The 15,748-nt window shown below is 63.6% G+C and carries 19 protein-coding genes; 10 read left to right on the top strand and 9 right to left on the bottom strand.

Features of this window, described 5'->3' with window-relative positions:
* Window positions 1-85: 85 nt before the first annotated feature.
* Both BM275_RS00490 and BM275_RS00485 read left to right on the top strand, forming a co-directional pair.
* The gene (locus tag BM275_RS00490; RefSeq protein WP_046621769.1) at window positions 86-922 is read left to right on the top strand and encodes a CAP domain-containing protein; all 837 of its coding nucleotides are present in this window, start codon (window positions 86-88) and stop codon (window positions 920-922) included.
* Between the two features lie 139 nt (window positions 923-1,061).
* Window positions 1,062-2,972, top strand: coding sequence for a metallophosphoesterase family protein (locus tag BM275_RS00485; RefSeq protein WP_090519498.1), 1,911 nt, complete (start codon window positions 1,062-1,064; stop codon window positions 2,970-2,972).
* 19 nt (window positions 2,973-2,991) lie between these two features.
* Here BM275_RS00485 and BM275_RS00480 read toward each other — a convergent pair whose 3' ends face one another.
* On the bottom strand, window positions 2,992-3,639 hold the full coding sequence (locus tag BM275_RS00480) for a cation efflux transmembrane domain-containing protein (RefSeq protein ID WP_090518956.1): 648 nt from the start codon (window positions 3,637-3,639) through the stop codon (window positions 2,992-2,994).
* A 62-nt stretch (window positions 3,640-3,701) separates the two neighbouring features.
* On the opposite strand from BM275_RS00480, the gene BM275_RS00475 reads away from it, so the two are divergent.
* From BM275_RS00475 to BM275_RS22515, 3 genes are all read left to right on the top strand, one after another.
* On the top strand, window positions 3,702-4,103 hold the full coding sequence (locus BM275_RS00475; RefSeq protein WP_090518955.1) for a MerR family transcriptional regulator: 402 nt from the start codon (window positions 3,702-3,704) through the stop codon (window positions 4,101-4,103).
* Between the two features lie 124 nt (window positions 4,104-4,227).
* A complete protein-coding gene (locus BM275_RS22200; RefSeq protein ID WP_167362141.1) occupies window positions 4,228-4,371 on the top strand; it encodes a hypothetical protein in 144 nt (47 codons plus the stop codon).
* 130 nt (window positions 4,372-4,501) lie between these two features.
* The gene (locus BM275_RS22515) at window positions 4,502-4,624 is read left to right on the top strand and encodes a hypothetical protein (RefSeq protein ID WP_003281475.1); all 123 of its coding nucleotides are present in this window, start codon (window positions 4,502-4,504) and stop codon (window positions 4,622-4,624) included.
* 89 nt (window positions 4,625-4,713) lie between these two features.
* On the opposite strand, the gene BM275_RS00470 is transcribed toward BM275_RS22515, so the two are convergent.
* A complete protein-coding gene (locus tag BM275_RS00470) occupies window positions 4,714-5,805 on the bottom strand; it encodes an SMP-30/gluconolactonase/LRE family protein (RefSeq protein ID WP_041013596.1) in 1,092 nt (363 codons plus the stop codon).
* A 317-nt stretch (window positions 5,806-6,122) separates the two neighbouring features.
* On the opposite strand from BM275_RS00470, the gene BM275_RS00465 reads away from it, so the two are divergent.
* Window positions 6,123-6,371: an FmdB family zinc ribbon protein gene (locus tag BM275_RS00465; RefSeq protein WP_090518954.1), complete on the top strand. Its 249-nt coding sequence runs from the start codon at window positions 6,123-6,125 to the stop codon at window positions 6,369-6,371.
* Window positions 6,372-6,452: 81 nt separating this feature from the next.
* Here the strand turns inward: BM275_RS00465 and BM275_RS00460 are convergent, their stop codons facing one another.
* The 3 genes from BM275_RS00460 to BM275_RS00450 form a co-directional block, all read right to left on the bottom strand.
* Entirely contained in the window at window positions 6,453-6,875 is a 423-nt protein-coding gene (locus tag BM275_RS00460) for a DUF2141 domain-containing protein (RefSeq protein WP_090518953.1), read from the bottom strand.
* Window positions 6,876-7,010: 135 nt separating this feature from the next.
* On the bottom strand, window positions 7,011-7,478 hold the full coding sequence (locus BM275_RS00455; RefSeq protein ID WP_090518952.1) for an RNA methyltransferase: 468 nt from the start codon (window positions 7,476-7,478) through the stop codon (window positions 7,011-7,013).
* A 72-nt stretch (window positions 7,479-7,550) separates the two neighbouring features.
* Window positions 7,551-8,609 (bottom strand): SDR family oxidoreductase, encoded by a 1,059-nt coding sequence (locus BM275_RS00450; protein ID WP_090518951.1) that lies wholly within the window; start codon window positions 8,607-8,609, stop codon window positions 7,551-7,553.
* A gap of 88 nt (window positions 8,610-8,697) precedes the next feature.
* On the opposite strand from BM275_RS00450, the gene BM275_RS00445 reads away from it, so the two are divergent.
* Window positions 8,698-9,081 (top strand): winged helix-turn-helix transcriptional regulator, encoded by a 384-nt coding sequence (locus BM275_RS00445; RefSeq protein WP_090518950.1) that lies wholly within the window; start codon window positions 8,698-8,700, stop codon window positions 9,079-9,081.
* On the opposite strand, the gene BM275_RS00440 is transcribed toward BM275_RS00445, so the two are convergent.
* Complete coding sequence (locus BM275_RS00440; protein WP_090518949.1) at window positions 9,078-9,968, bottom strand: LysR family transcriptional regulator; 891 nt, start codon at window positions 9,966-9,968, stop codon at window positions 9,078-9,080. The genes BM275_RS00445 and BM275_RS00440 overlap by 4 nt on opposite strands.
* Before the next feature lie 84 nt (window positions 9,969-10,052).
* Here BM275_RS00440 and BM275_RS00435 point away from each other — a divergent pair, with 84 nt between their 5' ends.
* Entirely contained in the window at window positions 10,053-10,835 is a 783-nt protein-coding gene (locus BM275_RS00435) for an NAD(P)H-dependent oxidoreductase (RefSeq protein ID WP_090518948.1), read from the top strand.
* 38 nt (window positions 10,836-10,873) lie between these two features.
* Here the strand turns inward: BM275_RS00435 and BM275_RS00430 are convergent, their stop codons facing one another.
* From BM275_RS00430 to BM275_RS00420, 3 genes are all read right to left on the bottom strand, one after another.
* On the bottom strand, window positions 10,874-12,184 hold the full coding sequence (locus BM275_RS00430) for a methyl-accepting chemotaxis protein (protein ID WP_090518947.1): 1,311 nt from the start codon (window positions 12,182-12,184) through the stop codon (window positions 10,874-10,876).
* Between the two features lie 186 nt (window positions 12,185-12,370).
* Entirely contained in the window at window positions 12,371-12,757 is a 387-nt protein-coding gene (locus tag BM275_RS00425) for an ester cyclase (protein WP_090518946.1), read from the bottom strand.
* Between the two features lie 104 nt (window positions 12,758-12,861).
* The gene (locus BM275_RS00420) at window positions 12,862-13,965 is read right to left on the bottom strand and encodes a DUF2855 family protein (protein WP_090518945.1); all 1,104 of its coding nucleotides are present in this window, start codon (window positions 13,963-13,965) and stop codon (window positions 12,862-12,864) included.
* 73 nt (window positions 13,966-14,038) lie between these two features.
* Here BM275_RS00420 and BM275_RS00415 point away from each other — a divergent pair, with 73 nt between their 5' ends.
* Both BM275_RS00415 and BM275_RS00410 read left to right on the top strand, forming a co-directional pair.
* Window positions 14,039-14,686 carry a TetR/AcrR family transcriptional regulator gene (locus BM275_RS00415; protein WP_244153827.1) on the top strand — a complete coding sequence of 216 codons (648 nt, stop codon included), beginning with the start codon at window positions 14,039-14,041 and terminating at the stop codon, window positions 14,684-14,686.
* A gap of 172 nt (window positions 14,687-14,858) precedes the next feature.
* The gene (locus tag BM275_RS00410; protein ID WP_090518943.1) at window positions 14,859-15,602 is read left to right on the top strand and encodes a class I SAM-dependent DNA methyltransferase; all 744 of its coding nucleotides are present in this window, start codon (window positions 14,859-14,861) and stop codon (window positions 15,600-15,602) included.
* The last annotated feature ends 146 nt before the right edge of the window (window positions 15,603-15,748 follow it).

The following is a 15,748-nucleotide window of genomic DNA, read 5'->3' as shown; positions in this document are numbered from 1 at the left end:
AAGTGTGGCAGCGTCGCGCACCATGGCGCTTCATTTCTGCGCCGGGTGCGCCTCGTTCCGTCAGGGATTTAGCTGGAGAACTGTCATGCGTGTTCTGTCATCCGTCCTGCTGATCGCAACCTTGTGCGTTGCTGGCGCTGCTGTGGCCGAGGAGGCCCGCCTGGTCGAGGCGATCAATGCCTACCGTGGTGAAGTGCAGCGCTGTGGCGACAAGGCGAGCGAAGAGCTGCCGCCGCTTACCGCCGACTCGCGCCTGAATCTGCCGGTCGATGGCGCAGGCGACCTGCAGCAGGCACTGTCCCGCGCGGGCTATCCGATGGTGACGGTGCAGGCGATCACGCTGTCCGGCCCGCGGGATGCCCAGGCCGCGATGCAGGCGCTGCGCGAGAGCTTCTGTCGGGTGATCCTCGATCCGCAGTTCGCCGATATCGGTGTGAGCCGCAACGGCCGTGACTGGCGCATCGTGGTGGCGCGGCCGTTGCTCGATGGTCGTCTGGGTGACTGGCAGGCCGAAGGGCAGAAGCTGCTGGAGCAGATCAACACGGCCCGCGCCTCCGCGCGCCGTTGCGGTAAGCAGGACTTCGCCGCAGCCGGGCCGCTCAGCTGGAACGAGACGCTGGGCAGCACCGCCGAAGCCCACAGCCGGGCCATGGCCAACGGCAACTTCTTCAGCCATCTGAGCGAAGATGGCCGCACCCCCGGCGACCGCGCCGAGCTGGCGGGTTACGCCGGCAGGCAGGTTGGCGAGAACATTGCCGCGGCGCTGCCGACTGCCCGCAAGGTGCTGGACGGCTGGCTGGCCAGCCCCGGTCATTGCGCCAATCTGATGAATCCGCAGTTCAGCGAGCTTGGCGCGGCCTACGCGGTCGATCCGCAGAGCGACGCGGCCATCTACTGGACGGCGATGTTCGGCGCGCCTTGAGCAGTCGTTCAGCGACCACCGCCAAGCCGCTTTCGGCTCGATTGTTGAGCGATCCGGCCGAGCGCGCTGTCAGACGAACCTGTTCCCATCACCAGGGTTGCCCTTGACCGATATCCCTACCCCCGAGCAACTGCCCGCCGTGCTGGCGGGCCCGCTATTGCGGCGTCTCGAGCCTGGCCTTGTGACGTTCTGGCTGGTCGGCTCACGGCCGCTCGATCTGTCGCTGATTCTCGAAAGCCCGGCGGGCGGATTGCAAAAATCTGTGTCGCTCGATGAGCTGAGCTGCCAGCGCCTGCCGATCGGCAAGCACGCGGTATTGCATCTAATCGAGTTCGTGCCGGACGCACCGCTGCCAACCGATTGCCTGATCGAATACGACCTGCGCATCCACGATGGTGCAGGGGAGCAGGGTATCGCCGGCTGGGCGCCGCATCTGCTCTACGACGGCGCGACGCGGCCGAGCTTCGTCATCAAGTCGCGGCTCGATCGTGTGCTGCATGGTTCCTGCCGCAAGCCGCACCATGCTGCGGCAGATGGTCTGCTGTGTGTCGACGAACTGCTGAGTGACGCGCTGGACAGTCCGGCCGAGCGCCCGGCCGTGCTGTTGATGACGGGTGATCAGGTCTATGCCGATGATGTCGCGGGGCCGATGCTGGTGGCGATCCATGCATTGGTGCGCCGGCTGGGACTTTATGGCGAACAGCTCGAAGGCGCGGTGGTGAACAATAGCGATGAGCTGATGACCCATCCGGCCAGCTATTACCGTCGCGAGCAGCTGTTGCCCGCATTCAAGTCCAACGAGGCGTTGCGCGAGCGCTTCTTCGGTGGCGTGGAAAAGCCGGTGTTCACCACCGCCAACGGGCAGAACCATCTGATCAGCCTGGGCGAGGTCATGGCGATGTACCTGCTCGTCTGGTCGCCGACGCCCTGGTCGCTGATCGCCCCGCAGATGCCCGCGCTGGAGCCAGCCGAGGCCGAGCGTTACCGGAGTGAAGAGGCCTGCCTGCAAGGCTTTATCGCGGGACTGCCGAAGGTGGCACGCGCCCTGGCTCATATGCCTTCGCTGATGATCTTCGACGACCACGACATCACCGACGACTGGAATCTCTCCGCGCGCTGGGAAGAGACTGCCTACGGCCATCCGCTGTCGCGGCGCATCATTGGCAACGCGCTGCTCGCCTATCTGCTGTGTCAGGCCTGGGGCAACGATCCTACGCGTTTCGCCGAGTTGCTGCCGCCGCTCCATGAGCTGCTGGCGACTGCGAGCGATGGCTGGCTGGATTGCGCGACGCAGGATCAGCTGATCGACACGCTGTTCAAACTCGACGGCTGGGGCTACGAGCTGCCCACCGATCCGCCGCTGGTGGTGCTCGACACGCGCACCCGGCGCTGGCGCAGCGAGCGCAACCTCAGTCGCCCGTCAGGCCTGATGGATTGGGAAGCGCTGAGCGAATTCCAGCAGAACATTCTCGATAAGCCGTCGGTGCTGATCGTCTCGCCGGCACCGATGTTCGGCGTCAAGCTGATCGAGGCGGTGCAGCGCGTGTTCAGCTGGGCCGGCCAGCCGTTGCTGGTCGATGCGGAGAACTGGATGGCCCATCGCGGCGCCGCCCACGTGATGATGAACATCTTTCGCCACACGCGAACGCCGGGAAACTATGTGGTGCTGTCCGGCGACGTGCATTACTCCTTCGTCTACGAAGTGCACATTCGCGGTCGCGATACAGCGCCCCAGCTGTGGCAGATCACCAGCAGCGGCGTGAAGAACGAGTTTCCGCGGCGCCTGCTGGACTGGTTCGATCGCCTCAACCGCTGGCTCTACGCGCCCTGGTCGCCACTGAACTGGCTGACCAAGCGCCGCCGGCTGGAAGTCGTGCCGCGCGTGCCTGACCGCAGCAACGCCGGCGAACGGCTATGGAACGGCTCGGGTATCGGCCTGCTGGTGCTCGACGAGCAGGGCAGGCCGCGTGAGATCTACCAGTTGAATGCCGATGGCACGGCACCGGTGGCGTTCCTTGCCGAGCGCGCTCGCCCTCGTGGCGAGGCTTAGTCGCGCGTGCCCCGCGGGATCAGGCGCGTCGCTCCACATCGCTGACCGCCATCCGTTCGGATCGCAACTCTTCCAGAGCATGGCGGGTGATCTGCACCGCCGCGCTGATCGAGAGCAATGCCATGATCGTCGCCACGATCAGGTCGGGCCAGCCGGCACCTGTGCCGAATACGCCGAGCGCTGCCAGCATGACGGCAAGATTGCCCAGCGCATCGTTGCGGCTGCATAGCCACACGCTGCGCATGTTGCTGTCGCCTTCGCGGTAGGCGTAGAGCATGGCGGCCACCGCGATATTGGCCAGCAGCGCGATCACGCCGACGACGCCCATGGTCGAGGCATGCGGCACGCTGCCATCGACGAAATTGCCAATCGCCACCACCAGGATGAACACGCCGAACAGGCCCATCGTCAGCGCCTTGGCCAGCGACGCCCGCGCCCGCATCACCACGCCCAGGCCCAGCACGAACAGGCTGACACCGTAGTTCGCCGCATCGCCGAAGAAATCCAGCGAGTCGGCCAGCAACGATACCGATTCGGAACGCACGCCCGCGCCGATTTCCACACCGAACATTGCCAGATTGATCAGCAGCGCAATCCAGAGAATGCGCCGATAGCGTCCGCGTGCCGCCGTGGTGGCGCAGCCGCCGCTGCAACAATTTCCCGCCATGACATCGCCTCCAGTTGTCGATGGCGCTACGCTAAACCCTGTAGCAACTACAGGGTCAAGCGATGCCACTCACCATCGGCAAACTCAGCAAGGCCACGGCCGTGAACGTGGAAACCATCCGCTATTACGAGCGCATCGGGCTGCTTGCGGCACCTTCGCGCACCGAATCCGGCTATCGCACCTTCAGCGAGCAGAACGCCGCGCGGCTGCGTTTCATCAAGCGTGGGCGGGAGCTGGGCTTTTCCCTCGACGAGATCCGCACCATGGTCGAGCTGGCCGACCAGCCGGAGCATGCCTGCACCGATGTCGATCGCCTGGTGCAGACGCACCTGGTCGAAGTGCGCCAGCGCATCGCCGACCTGCAGCGGCTCGAAGCGGAGCTGCAGCGCCTGGCGGGTTGCAGCGAGTCCTCGGTCCGCGAGTGCCGCATCATCGAGACCCTGACCGGAGCGCGGCGGCCCTAGATTCGCCGCGCGTCTCGGCCCGCTTGCGCACCGCACATCGAGTTGTACGGCGCTGACGAAACGCCCGGTCTGCCCTCGGGTTCCAAGGCAATGTCACCCAAGCCATTGCCAGAGGAGCACTGCCATGATCGATTCAGACGACCCGCTCAAGGACGGCCTGACCCCACCGGATTACGACGAGTACGGCGATGTGCCGGACTCCGGCGAAAGCGATTCAGGCGCCGATTCGAACGACCAGCCGGAAGCCGATCAGAGCCCGCTCGGATAGACGCCAGCGCCGGCGGGACGTCATGCAAAGGTTGCATCGCTGGACAATTCGAGCCGCCCGGCCTAAAAAGGCACGCTGCGCCCGGAGGCGCAGGCGCCAACCGGCAGCAGCGTCCAGAAGCAGGTGAATCGTGAGAAAGAAAAAGCCCGTAGACCCCGTCCGCCAGGCCGAAAAGAACCGTGCCCACCGCATCGGTTGGCTGATCGCCCTGGCCGGCATCGTGGTGGGCTTCGCGCTGGTGATGGGCAAGTAGGCGCATCTCGCCGCGCCAGCCACGCGGTGCAGCGGCGCGGGTAGGCGACAGGGCGTCACCCACCTGAGACGACGCGGGCGCGGTTGCCGCTAGGCGAAGGTGGCGCCTCTGGCGTTCACATACAGCGCATAGATGCCGTGACTGCTGGCCATGAACAGGCGATTGCCCTGCGTACCGCCGAAGCACAGGTTCGCGCAGCGCTCCGGCAGGTGGATATGGCCGATCGCCTTGCCGGCGGGGTTGAACACCCGCACCCCGTCCAGACCTTCCGGGCTCGCCTCTGGTGAGCCGGAGCTTCCCCAGCCGCACCACAGGTTGCCGCCCTCGTCGCATTTGATGCCATCCAGCGCACCATGGGCGGTGGCCTCGATATGTTTGCTGCGCTCGCCCAGCGTGCCGTCGGCGTTCACCTTGTAGGCCCAGACCAGCCGGTTCGGCTTGGCGCGCCCCTCCACCACATAAAGCGTCGTTTCGTCCGGCGAGAAACACAGGCCGTTGGGCCCGGCGATGCCCTCGATCACGCGCGTGACCTCCAGTGTCTCGCCGTCTATGCGGTACACGGCATCCGGCAGCTCGGTCTCGATCTTGTGCCCTTCGTAGTAGTTGCCGGCCTGAAACGGCGGATCGCTGAACCAGATAGAACCGTCGCGCTTGACCACCACATCATTCGGTGAGTTGAAGCGCTTGCCCTGGTAATTGTCGGCCAGCACCGTGGTGCTGCCATTGTGCTCGGTGCGCGTGACGCGACGCCCCAGCTCATGGGTGGTCGAGCCCTCGCAAACCACCAGACGGCCTTCGCGATCACGCGTCAGCCCGTTGGAGAAATTCGACTGTTCCCGGTAAACGCTGAGCGACTCAGAAATCTCGTCCCAGCGCATGATTCGGTTGTTTGGGATATCGCTCAACAGCAGATAACGGCCGTCACCGACCCAGACCGGACCCTCGGCCCAGCGCAGACCATCGGCCAGTTTCTCGACGCTGGCGTTGAACAGGCGCAATTGCAGAAAGCTCTCGTCCAGCACTTCCACCGAGGGGTCGGGATAGCGCCTGCTCAGCAGCTCGGCTGACTGCGAAAGGCGGGGCAGGGTGAGGCCGGCGGCAAACAGGGTTGAGTAGGCGAGCGACTGTTTCAGGAACTGGCGGCGGGAATCGCTTGATCGTTGTTGTTCTTGTTCGTTCATCGGAAGACCTTCATGGATGGAGGCAAGCGAAATCCATGATAGTAGAGGTACGATGACTTTCAAGGAGGCGGGATGAAAAGCGAACGGATAGAAGGGGTCTTTCGAATAATTCTCCTTAAAACAGATAGATAATGATTGGGTAATATATCAATGTTGTCGTATGACATTGCTGGGTTGAACCCGGCTCCTGAACTGGGCAGGCTCGGTTAGAGGCAGGGGATGGCGTGGCGCAAATCTGTTCGTGCAATCGCCCGCGCCGCCGCAGGGTCCGTCTGACGGCGCCGCATGACAAGGATCAGACTGAGAGAGGAAGACAGATGCCGACCTACGACTACCGCTGCGATGCCAACGGTCAGGTTTATGAAGTTCGCCATGCCATGGCGCTACGGCCGAAAACCTGGGGCGAACTGCGCGCGGCCGGCGCGCTGGCCGAAGATTCGAACATTCCGGACGACGCGCCGGTGACCAAACTGATGACGGCTGCCGGGGTGGTCAACAGCCGCGTATTGAAGAATCCGGAAGCGCCGGCATGTGCCCGCGGCGGCTGTGCCGGCAACTGCCGCTGAGTTCAGCCGCGGACATGGATGCGGCGTCGGTATGGTGGAAAACGGCGAAGCCTTTTCCACGCGGTTTCCCGAGTTGTTTCGTTAGTAACGCATCTCCAGCGTGACCCGGGTCGGTTCGCCGGCGGGCACCTCGAATGCGCTGTCCTCGAAGGACGGCGGGCCCATCACCTTGGGATTGTTCGACAGCCCATAGCCTTCCGTGGGGATCATGCCGAAGCGGCGATCCATCTCGCCGTTGCCGTTCTCGTCATGGTAGGCCAGCACCGCGTAGCGTCCGGGCGGCAGGTCCTTGAACACCAGGGTCACGGCGCCTTGCTCGGCCTTGGCCTTCTGCGCGGCGAACGCCTGGTCGTCCTTGCGGAAGGTTTTCGCGCTGGAATAAACCGCCACGGCCACCTGACCCTTGTCGTGCTGCAGGCCGTCAAGGGTGACCTGCAGTTCCTCGGCATAGGCCGAGGGGACCAAGAGTGCGAGGGCAGCGCCCAGAATCGGAAGTGCTTTCATGCTGTGCTCTTGAAGTCGAGGATGCGGAAATCGCCGGATTCAAACGTGGCCGGCGACGCTGGGTCGATCGCCGCCATCTTCAGCGAACAAGCGAAGCGTTGTCCACGTGCGGCGTGTAGCGCATCCATCGTTCGGTCAGAACTGCGGCCCGGAGCGGGTGTTGTTGCCCTTGGCCAGGCGGTCGTAGAGCACCACGTTGACCGTCGCGGCGAGGTTCATGCAGCCATTGGTGGGGATGTACACCACATCCTCGCACCAGTCGCGAATCTCCTTGCTCAGCGAGCCGTCCTCGGCACCGAAGATGTACAGCGCGCGGTCCGGGTGCGTGTACTCGGGGAGCGAGCGGGCGCCTTCGACCAGCTCCACCGCAACCGGCACGCAGCCGAGCGGGAGAATCTTGCGCAGGTCGTCGATGTTGATCAGCGGAATGTCCTGATGGACCTTCTTGGTGTCAGTGACGAAGTCCTTGGCGCGGTCGTAGCGGGTGCCGGTGTAGAACACCGAAACGGCGCCATAGCAGCCTGCGGCACGCATGATCGCCCCCACGTTGGACGGCGATTTCGGGTTGCTCAGGCCGATGCAGGCATAGCGTTTGTTGCTCACGGAAGGGGACTCGCGCGGAAAACGCGCGAGTATACGGGAGTGTCCAGTCCGATGACGGCTCGGATGGCCGGCTCAGGGAATCAGCTTGCTCGCCCGCAGCCTGGCGAACACCTCGAAGAACGCCTCGTCGCTGGCCTGATAATTCAGAAAACCGAGCTTGCGACTCTTCGACATGTCCGTCACCACCTCGATCGGGCGGCCGAGATCGGCATCGGTGTGCCACGGCGAGACGAGCTTGCCTATGTCCGCCTCGGCGAGACCGAACTGCTTGGTCATGTCGTTCCAGATGTCCGCGTCGCCCGCCATCTGCTGCTCCAGCGGGGCCGGGCCATCGAACGGCGCAGCGTCGATGCCGAACCACTCGGCAATGCGCGACCACATCCATTTCCAGCGGAACACATCGCCATTGACGACATTGAAGGCCTGGTTGGCGGCTGCCGGCGTGCTGGCGGCCCAGCGCAGGTGCCTGGCGAGCTGGCCGGCGTCGGTCATGTCGGTCAGGCTGTTCCACTGCACGTCCGAGCCCGGAAAGCGGAAAGGCCGCCCCGTATGGCGGCAGATGGAGGCGTACACGGCCAGCGTGGTGGCCATGTTCATGGCGTTGCCGACCGCCACGCCGGTGATGGTGTGCGGGCGATGCACGCTCCAGCTGAAGCCATCGCGCTCCGCCGCGGCGAACACCTCATCTTCCTGGGCGTAATAGAAGTTCTCGACATCCAGCCGCTCCTGTTCCTCGCGGAACGGCGTCTGCGGCAGCGCACCCTTGCCGTAGGCTTCGAACGGGCCGAGGTAGTGCTTGAGGCCGGTGACCAGGGCGGCATGGCGCAGCGTACCAGCCGGCCGGACGGCTTCGAGCAGGTTGCGTACCATCTGCGCGTTGACGCGGATATTCTCCGCCTCGCTGGCCTGGCGCCCCCAGGTGGTGAGGAAGACGTGAGTGGGTGAAACGCCGGCCAGCGCCGAGGCGAGCGCCTTGGGGTCCAGCAGGTCGGCGCTGATCGGCGTGACACCCGCGTCGGTATTCGGTCGGCGAGCCAGCCCGGCGACGTTCCAGCCTTCATCGGCCAGCAGGCGCGACAGCGCGCTGCCGACAATGCCGCTCGCGCCGACCACCAGTGCTTGATTTGTCATGTACAGACCCCCACAAAGCGAAACAGGCCTGCACCTTACCCACTCGAAAATGCCGATCCAAGTCGGCACCAAATGGTGACCATCCCCCATGCAACCGGGCTCTGACGAAGAACAATGGCGCGAAGACTGCGCACCAAGACGCGTGCTCGAGCTCTTCTCCACCAAGTGGACCAGCATGATTCTGCACACGCTGCATGCCCGGCACGATGGCACCGCACGCAGCGGCGCGTTGCATCGGAGTCTGCCCGGCATCTCGAAGAAAATGCTGATCCAGACGCTTCGTGAACTGGAGCAAAGCGGCCTGATCGAGCGCCACACGCTCGATTCGGTGCCGCCAGAGGTGAGCTATGCGCTTTCGCCGCTGGGCCAGTTGATGGTTGAACCCATCGAACTGATCTACGACTGGGCAAGGCAGAACTCCGGCGCGCTGGATCAGCTGCAGCCCAGAAGCACATCGCGCAGGCGGGGCTAGATCGCGTTGACGATCTGCTCGCGCAGCCATTGATGGGCCGGGTCGCGATGGGCGCGTTCGTGCCAGAGCATGGCCATTTCGTAGCCTGGAATCTCCAGCGGCGCTTCGACGACCTGCAGTGCAACACCCTGAACCAGCCGTTCGGGCAGCATCGCCACCAGGTCGGTGCTTTCCAGCACCGAGCGCAGGAACAGGAAATGCGGCACCGACAGCACCACGCGCCGTTGCAGGCCATGCGTGGCCAGGGCATCGTCGGTGGCACCGTGAAAGCCGCCGCCATCCGGCGAGACGATCACCTGATCCAGCGCGCAGAACTGCTCTAGCGTCGGCCGTCGCCGCAGGCGGGGATGCCCGGCACGGCCGGCCAGCACGTAGCGCTCGGTGAACAGAACGCGGCGGCGCAGGCTGGACGGCGAACCATCGACGGTGTGCAAGGCGAGGTCGATATCACCCTGTTCTGCCTGGCGGGCGATGCGCGAAGGCTGCATCTCGACCACGGCTATGCGGGTGCCCGGTGCGGCGGACCGCAGGCCGGCCAGAGCGGGTAGCACAATCGCGGACTCGCCATAGTCGCTGGCTGCGATGCGCCAGACGTTCTGCGCGGCGCCAGGGTCGAACGGACTGGCTGGGGCGACGGCTTGCTCCAGCGCTTCCAGTGCCAGGCGCAGGGGCTCGCGCAATTCTTCTGCGCGTGCAGTCGGGCGCATGCCTCGCGGCCCAGGTATCAGTAGAGGATCGTCGAAAATGTCCCGCAGCTTGGCCAGGTGCACGCTCACCGAGGGCTGGGAAAAATTCAGGCGCTCTGCGGCGCGGGTGACATTGTGCTCGGCCAGCAACACGTCCAGGGTCACCAGCAGATTCAGATCGAGGCGTCTGAGATTATTCATGGCAATACCTGGAATATGGCTTATTCATTTCAAACATACCTGGGCAAGCCACATTCTGCAGCCTTCCCGTTACGGAGGTTTCCCATGAATGTTCTGCTTGTTTATGCCCATCCCGAACCGCGCTCGTTGAATGGCGCATTGAAGGAGTTCGCCGTACAACGCCTGCAGGCGGCTGGCCATCAGGTCCAGGTTTCCGACTTGTATGCCATGGGCTGGAAGGCCGCGATCGATGCCGGCGACAGCCTGGATCGCGACCCCGAAGCGCGTTTCGATGCTTCCGAGGATTCCCGACGCGCGTTCGCCAGTGGCCGGCAGAGTTCTGACATCGCGGCGGAGCAGGACAAGCTGCGCTGGGCGGATGCGCTGATCCTGCAGTTCCCGCTCTGGTGGTTTTCGATGCCGGCGATCCTCAAGGGCTGGGTCGACCGGGTATATGCCTACGGTTTCGCTTATGGCGTCGGAGAGCACTCGGATGCGCGCTGGGGCGATCGCTACGGCGAAGGTTCGATGGCGGGCAAACGGGCGATGCTGATCGTGACTACCGGTGGCTGGGAATCACACTACAGCCCGCGGGGAATCAACGGGCCCATCGAGGACCTGCTGTTCCCCATCCATCACGGCATCCTGCATTACCCGGGCTTCGATGTACTGCCACCGTTTCTGGTGCACCGCACCAGCCGCATCGACCGGGCCCGATTCGACACACTCCGACACGAACTGGGCAAGCGCCTGGACCACCTCTGGCGCACTGAGCCCATCGCCTATCGCAAACAGAACGGCGGCGACTACGACATTCCGGCGCTAACGCTCAGGGCCGACGTGGCGCCAGCGCAGGTCGGCTTTGCCGCGCATGTCGAACAGCCGTAACAGCTCCAGGGGCAGCGGCATGTTCTGTCGTTACGTCGTCAGAGTTCCTTGGCGAACCGTTCGACCGCACTGACCACCTGCTTGGCGGCGTCCTGAATCTCGACGATCACCGCACCGGCCTGGTTGGCCAGCCCCAGGCCCTGCACCGCCTGTTCGCGGCTGGCGAACATGTTGCGCACGGCTTCGTCGGCCAGCGCCTGGTTCTGTTGCACCACATTGACGATCTCGTCGGTAGCGGTGCTCGTGCGCGCGGCCAGTTGCCGGACCTCGTCGGCCACCACCGCGAAACCGCGACCCTGGTCGCCAGCCCTGGCGGCCTCGATGGCCGCGTTCAAGGCCAGCAGGTTGGTCTGCGCGGCGATGCCACCAATGGTCTGGACGATGGAGCTGATCAGCAGCGACTGCTTGCCGAGCGCCTCGATGCCATCGGTGGCGGACTGCACCTGGTCGGTGATCTTCTGCATCGTCACCAGGGTGTCCTTCACCACGCTGGCGCCGCGCTCGGCACTGACGTCGGTCTGCAGCGAAATGTCGTAGGCAACGCCCGCGGCTTGCCGCACTTCAGCCTCCCGCATGACCTGATCGGTCACCACGTTGGCGAACTTGACCACCTTGTAGAGGTTGCCTTCGGTGTCGTGCACCGGGTTGTAGGTCGCCTCCAGCCAAACTTCGTGGCCGTGGCGGTCGACACGCTTGAAGCGGTCGGCGACGTACTCGCCGCGGTTCAGTTTCTGCCAGAACGCCTTGTAATCCGCCGAAGCGGCATCTTCCGGCGTGCAGAACAGGCTGTGATGTTTGCCCTTCAGCTCCCCGAGCGAATAGCCCATGGTCTGGAGAAACTGCTCATTGGCCGTGACCACCGTTCCGTCCAGATTGAACTGGATAACCGCGGTCGAGCGGAGCAGGGCGGTGATGAATGCCTCGTTCTCCTTCGCCTGATACACGGCCTCGCTGATATCGCTGCCGAAACCCTGAATATGCGAAAGCTTTCCGTCGGCGCTTGCGATGGGATACCAATGGATCTTCAACCAGGCGAGGCTGCCGTCGGCGCGCAGGTAGCGGTAGTCGTCGCTGACCGGCTCGAGCTTGGCCACCGCGGCGCGAAAGTTGTGAAAGCAGGGCAGGTTCTTCACGTAGGGCGGAACGATCTCGGCCAGGGGCCGGCCCTGGAGATGCCCGTGCGAGTAACCCAAGGTACTGGCGAATCGATCATTGAACGCGCAGATCTTGAAGTCGGTATCCAGCGTGACCGACAGCATGTCACCGTTCATCTTGCCCATGAGCTGGCGCAGGATTGCCAGCTCGGCATCCTTGGCTTCCAAATCCTTTTTCAAGCGGTTGTTAAACATGCAGGGCATCCAATCGATCTAGTTGTGCTTCCGATATCGGCGAAGAGTGCGGGCGCTTGAGCGACTTCCGTGTCGCGCCAGCGAAAGCCGTTGAGCCGACGCGGTGCGTGCCGAAGCGAGAACATGAAAGGGTGCGATTACCACGCGTTTGTCTTCGCCCCACATGTGATGTGAGCCGCCATCGCCTTAGAGCTGATCGGCAACTGCCTTCTTGTCGATCACCGACCACACGTTGCGGATCTTTCCCTCGAGGAACTCGTAGAAGACGTTTTCGGTAAAGACGACTCTCTTGCCATTCACAGCAAAGCCAAACAGTTCGCCTGTGGGCGTGCAATCGAACCGCAGCTGTGCCGCCACATGGGGCGGCTCGACGATGAGCAGCCCGATATTGAACTGCAGATCGGGGATCGCCCGAACGTCGCCGTCGAGCATCTGGCGATAGCCGTCCAGCCCGACGAACTGGCCGTTGTAGTGCACTTCTTTATGGACGAAGCGCTCAAGCTCTGCCCAGCGCCTGTTGTTCAAACAGGCGATGTAGCCTCGGTAGCAATCAGCGATCTCGTCGCCAGTCATGATCGTTCCCCGCAAAGAAAGCCCGATAGTCAGGCTAGCGATTGGCTCGATATACGCCAGTCGCATCTACCGGTCGCGCTCGCTGTGGTTATCCGATTACCTGGTCAGTCGAGCACCACGGCGTGGCCCTCCAGCGGATTGATGTCGCCTTTGATCAGGGATTCGGCCAGCGCCTGTGCGGCCTCCATGCCGGCGTGCTCGTTCACCTGCATCCAGGGCTGCTGCGCATCGCTCACCCGGGCGATAAAGGCCAGCTGCGCCTCGTTGAAGCGGCGGGTCACCTCGGCGGGACCCCAGTCGGCGTTGCGTTTCTTGATCTGATAAGGCGCGAAGTAGGGCTGAGGCTGCGGACCGGCCAGCGTTGCGTCCGTCTTTCTGTATTCATGGTTCTGGGCTGAGCCGGCGAAGCAGTCGTACACCAGGGCATCCTTGAAATGGCTGTGGATCTGCCGGCGTAGATCGGCGCTGCCGGAGAAGTCGACGTAAAGCGTGGGCACGCTCGGGTCCAGCGAAGCGAGTTGGTCGTAGCCTACTGCCTGGCGATAGCAACCCAGCCCTTTTACGAAGTCCGTGTTGCCCGCGGAAGTAAGCCCGATCAGCTGCACGGCCGGGTTGTCCTGCAGGCAGAACGCCGTACCGTACGCGGTCTTGCTCGAGGCGCTCGACATCAGGATCTGGCGCGCTCCGAAGAATGCGTTGTCGTCGAGGAAATCGGCCAGCATGAACGAGGTGATGAACAGCGGGCGCAACAGCATCTGGTAGTTTTCGCTCTCGGCGCGATAGGCGGCGTCGCTGCTGATGCGCTGGTACTGGTTGTAGGCCGATGTGAGTTCGAGTCGGTGTTCGGCGCCGTCGTAGAAGCCGCGCTCGGAAACCCGTACCGGCTGCATCACGACATGGCTGGCGATCGGCCAGAAGCCATAGAAGCGTTCGCCCTTCGCCAGGCCATCGACGGTGCTCTCCACGACTTCGGCGAAGCCCCACGCCGGCATGTGGAACCACTCGCTATCGCCCGTGGGGTAGAAGTCCCAATAGCGCAGGTGAGGCGTCTCGCCGAATGCGGCGTAGGTGACATTGTTCGTGGTCAGTGCCAGCCGGCTGATACGCAGCAGGGCTTCGCCGGGTTGCAGCTCCGGCATTGCCTGGGTCTGAATGCGGGTCTGCTGCATGTCTTTCTTGTTGTTCTGCAACTGGCGGATGACGCTCATCGATGGCACCTTGGGTTCGTAAATGGACGGCTTCGACTCTATCCCTTTCGTTTCACCGCCGGGTTCGGATTTCATGAGCACACGATTGCCGAGCGCCAAGCCGCTCAAACGGCCGACTCAGCAGCGCGCCAAGGCCACCGTTCAGGCGATTTTCGACACCTATGTTCGGATATGGCAGCGCGACGGCTGGTCTCGACTGACGACCCGCGCGGTTGCCCTGGAAGCCGGCGTGGCCATCGGCACCCTGTATGACTACTTTCCTAACAAGCACGCGCTGCACTCGGGCTACGTGCGTTATTGCGTCGAGCAGCTGCTGGAGGCCATCGACGCGCAAGCGGTAGCGCCAACCGCGCTTGCCTGGCCCGAGCGCATCCGGCGACTGGTCCGCACCCTTGCCGGGGTCGAGTCACGGCTGCCCTGGTTCCACCCGGATATGCTCGAACTGGAAACGCTGGTGGCCGAGCCCAAGCATCAGCGTCGGGCCTACGAGGATCTGTTGGGCGCCTGGCATCGGGTCATTGATGCGGCGCCTGACCTTCCGGTGCGTCCCTCGCCGGCAACCTTGGAAGCGCTGCATCTTTCGGTATGGGGCGGGCGCCGCTACGCCATGCTGGTGCAGCTTGAAGCGGATCGGAAGGCTGACTGGGCCAACTGTATGGAGCAGCTGTGCCTGGTCAGGCTCGCTGGCCCGTCGCCCCAGCCTGAGCGCGATCAAGCATGAGGCAGCCTTTCGTTTCGTTCAGCTGACTCGCTAAAGAGGGGGCGGCATACGGTCGCCGGGTATCCGGAGGACGGGCAACAGGATGTGCCAGCGCGGCGGTAATTGCCGGGCGATTTCTAGCCGGCCGGGATAATATGCGCGCGCCCATCGTTTCCTCACACATCAGGTCATCATGCCCGGCGATGCTCTCTACACCGACTTGTCGGGTTACTACGACCTCATGTGCGCGGACATCGACTACCGGGCGCAAAGCCACTGCGTTCATCGGTTGCAGCAGCTGTTCGGCAACGGCGGCACGAGGCATCTGGACCTCGCCTGCGGCACTGGCCCGCACGTCCGCCATTTCATCGATGCCGGCTATACCAGCGGCGGGCTCGACATCAACCAGCCGATGCTGGACAGAGCAGCCGCGCGCTGCCCGCAAGCGCTGTTTTCCCTGCAGGACATGTGTGGCTTTGCGGTCGAGCAGCCGGCCGATCTGATCACCTGCTTTCTTTACTCCATTCATTACAGCGCCGAGCTTCAGCGACTGCAGGCCTGTATCGCCAGCGTGCATGCCGCGTTGGCCCCGGGCGGGCTGTTCTGCTTCAACGCCGTGGACAAGCGTCGGATCGACAACGCCTCATTCGTCTCGCACACGGCCAGGCATACGGACGGCCTGTTCACCTTCAGCTCCGGTTGGCACTACCCGGGTGCCGGCGCGCAGCAATGGCTGAAGCTGCGAATCGAAAAGACCATCAGCAATGAAAGCCAGGTCTGGCACGACGAACACAGGATGGTGGCGGTGAGCTTTGCCGAGCTAAGCGAGCTGCTGGAGCGGTACTTCGAAGTGCATGTGCTCGAGCATGACTACGAGAAGATCGTGCCCTGGGACCAGGCATCCGGGAACGCGATATTCGTCTGCGTGAAGATTTAGCGGCGAAAGCCAGGCCCTTCGTCCAAGTCCGTGGAGTGACCAAGTGCTTTCTCGCCCGGTGGCCAGCCTTACGCGCTGCACTGGTATCGCCGCTTCCGGCTGTGCCTTTGCGCGCGCCTGCCTCGCTTTGAGAATAGGTCGACTCA

This window comes from Stutzerimonas kunmingensis (assembly GCF_900114065.1).
Taxonomy (GTDB): domain Bacteria; phylum Pseudomonadota; class Gammaproteobacteria; order Pseudomonadales; family Pseudomonadaceae; genus Stutzerimonas; species Stutzerimonas kunmingensis.
This window is presented reverse-complemented; position numbering and strand designations above follow the sequence as displayed.

Excerpts from the sequence above, each read along its gene's own strand:
- BM275_RS00420 (WP_090518945.1), bottom strand. The coding sequence starts at position 13,965 with ATGAGCGTCATCCGCCAGTTGCAGAACAACAAGAAAGACATGCAGCAG.
- BM275_RS00450 (WP_090518951.1), bottom strand. The coding sequence starts at position 8,609 with ATGACAAATCAAGCACTGGTGGTCGGCGCGAGCGGCATTGTCGGCAGC.
- BM275_RS00445 (WP_090518950.1), top strand. The coding sequence starts at position 8,698 with ATGCAACCGGGCTCTGACGAAGAACAATGGCGCGAAGACTGCGCACCA.
- BM275_RS00475 (WP_090518955.1), top strand. The coding sequence starts at position 3,702 with ATGCCACTCACCATCGGCAAACTCAGCAAGGCCACGGCCGTGAACGTG.
- BM275_RS00425 (WP_090518946.1), bottom strand. The coding sequence starts at position 12,757 with ATGACTGGCGACGAGATCGCTGATTGCTACCGAGGCTACATCGCCTGT.
- BM275_RS00460 (WP_090518953.1), bottom strand. The coding sequence starts at position 6,875 with ATGAAAGCACTTCCGATTCTGGGCGCTGCCCTCGCACTCTTGGTCCCC.
- BM275_RS00465 (WP_090518954.1), top strand. The coding sequence starts at position 6,123 with ATGCCGACCTACGACTACCGCTGCGATGCCAACGGTCAGGTTTATGAA.
- BM275_RS00415 (WP_244153827.1), top strand. The coding sequence starts at position 14,039 with ATGAGCACACGATTGCCGAGCGCCAAGCCGCTCAAACGGCCGACTCAG.
- BM275_RS00490 (WP_046621769.1), top strand. The coding sequence starts at position 86 with ATGCGTGTTCTGTCATCCGTCCTGCTGATCGCAACCTTGTGCGTTGCT.
- BM275_RS00430 (WP_090518947.1), bottom strand. The coding sequence starts at position 12,184 with ATGTTTAACAACCGCTTGAAAAAGGATTTGGAAGCCAAGGATGCCGAG.
- BM275_RS00440 (WP_090518949.1), bottom strand. The coding sequence starts at position 9,968 with ATGAATAATCTCAGACGCCTCGATCTGAATCTGCTGGTGACCCTGGAC.
- BM275_RS00470 (WP_041013596.1), bottom strand. The coding sequence starts at position 5,805 with ATGAACGAACAAGAACAACAACGATCAAGCGATTCCCGCCGCCAGTTC.
- BM275_RS00410 (WP_090518943.1), top strand. The coding sequence starts at position 14,859 with ATGCCCGGCGATGCTCTCTACACCGACTTGTCGGGTTACTACGACCTC.
- BM275_RS00435 (WP_090518948.1), top strand. The coding sequence starts at position 10,053 with ATGAATGTTCTGCTTGTTTATGCCCATCCCGAACCGCGCTCGTTGAAT.
- BM275_RS00480 (WP_090518956.1), bottom strand. The coding sequence starts at position 3,639 with ATGGCGGGAAATTGTTGCAGCGGCGGCTGCGCCACCACGGCGGCACGC.
- BM275_RS22200 (WP_167362141.1), top strand. The coding sequence starts at position 4,228 with ATGATCGATTCAGACGACCCGCTCAAGGACGGCCTGACCCCACCGGAT.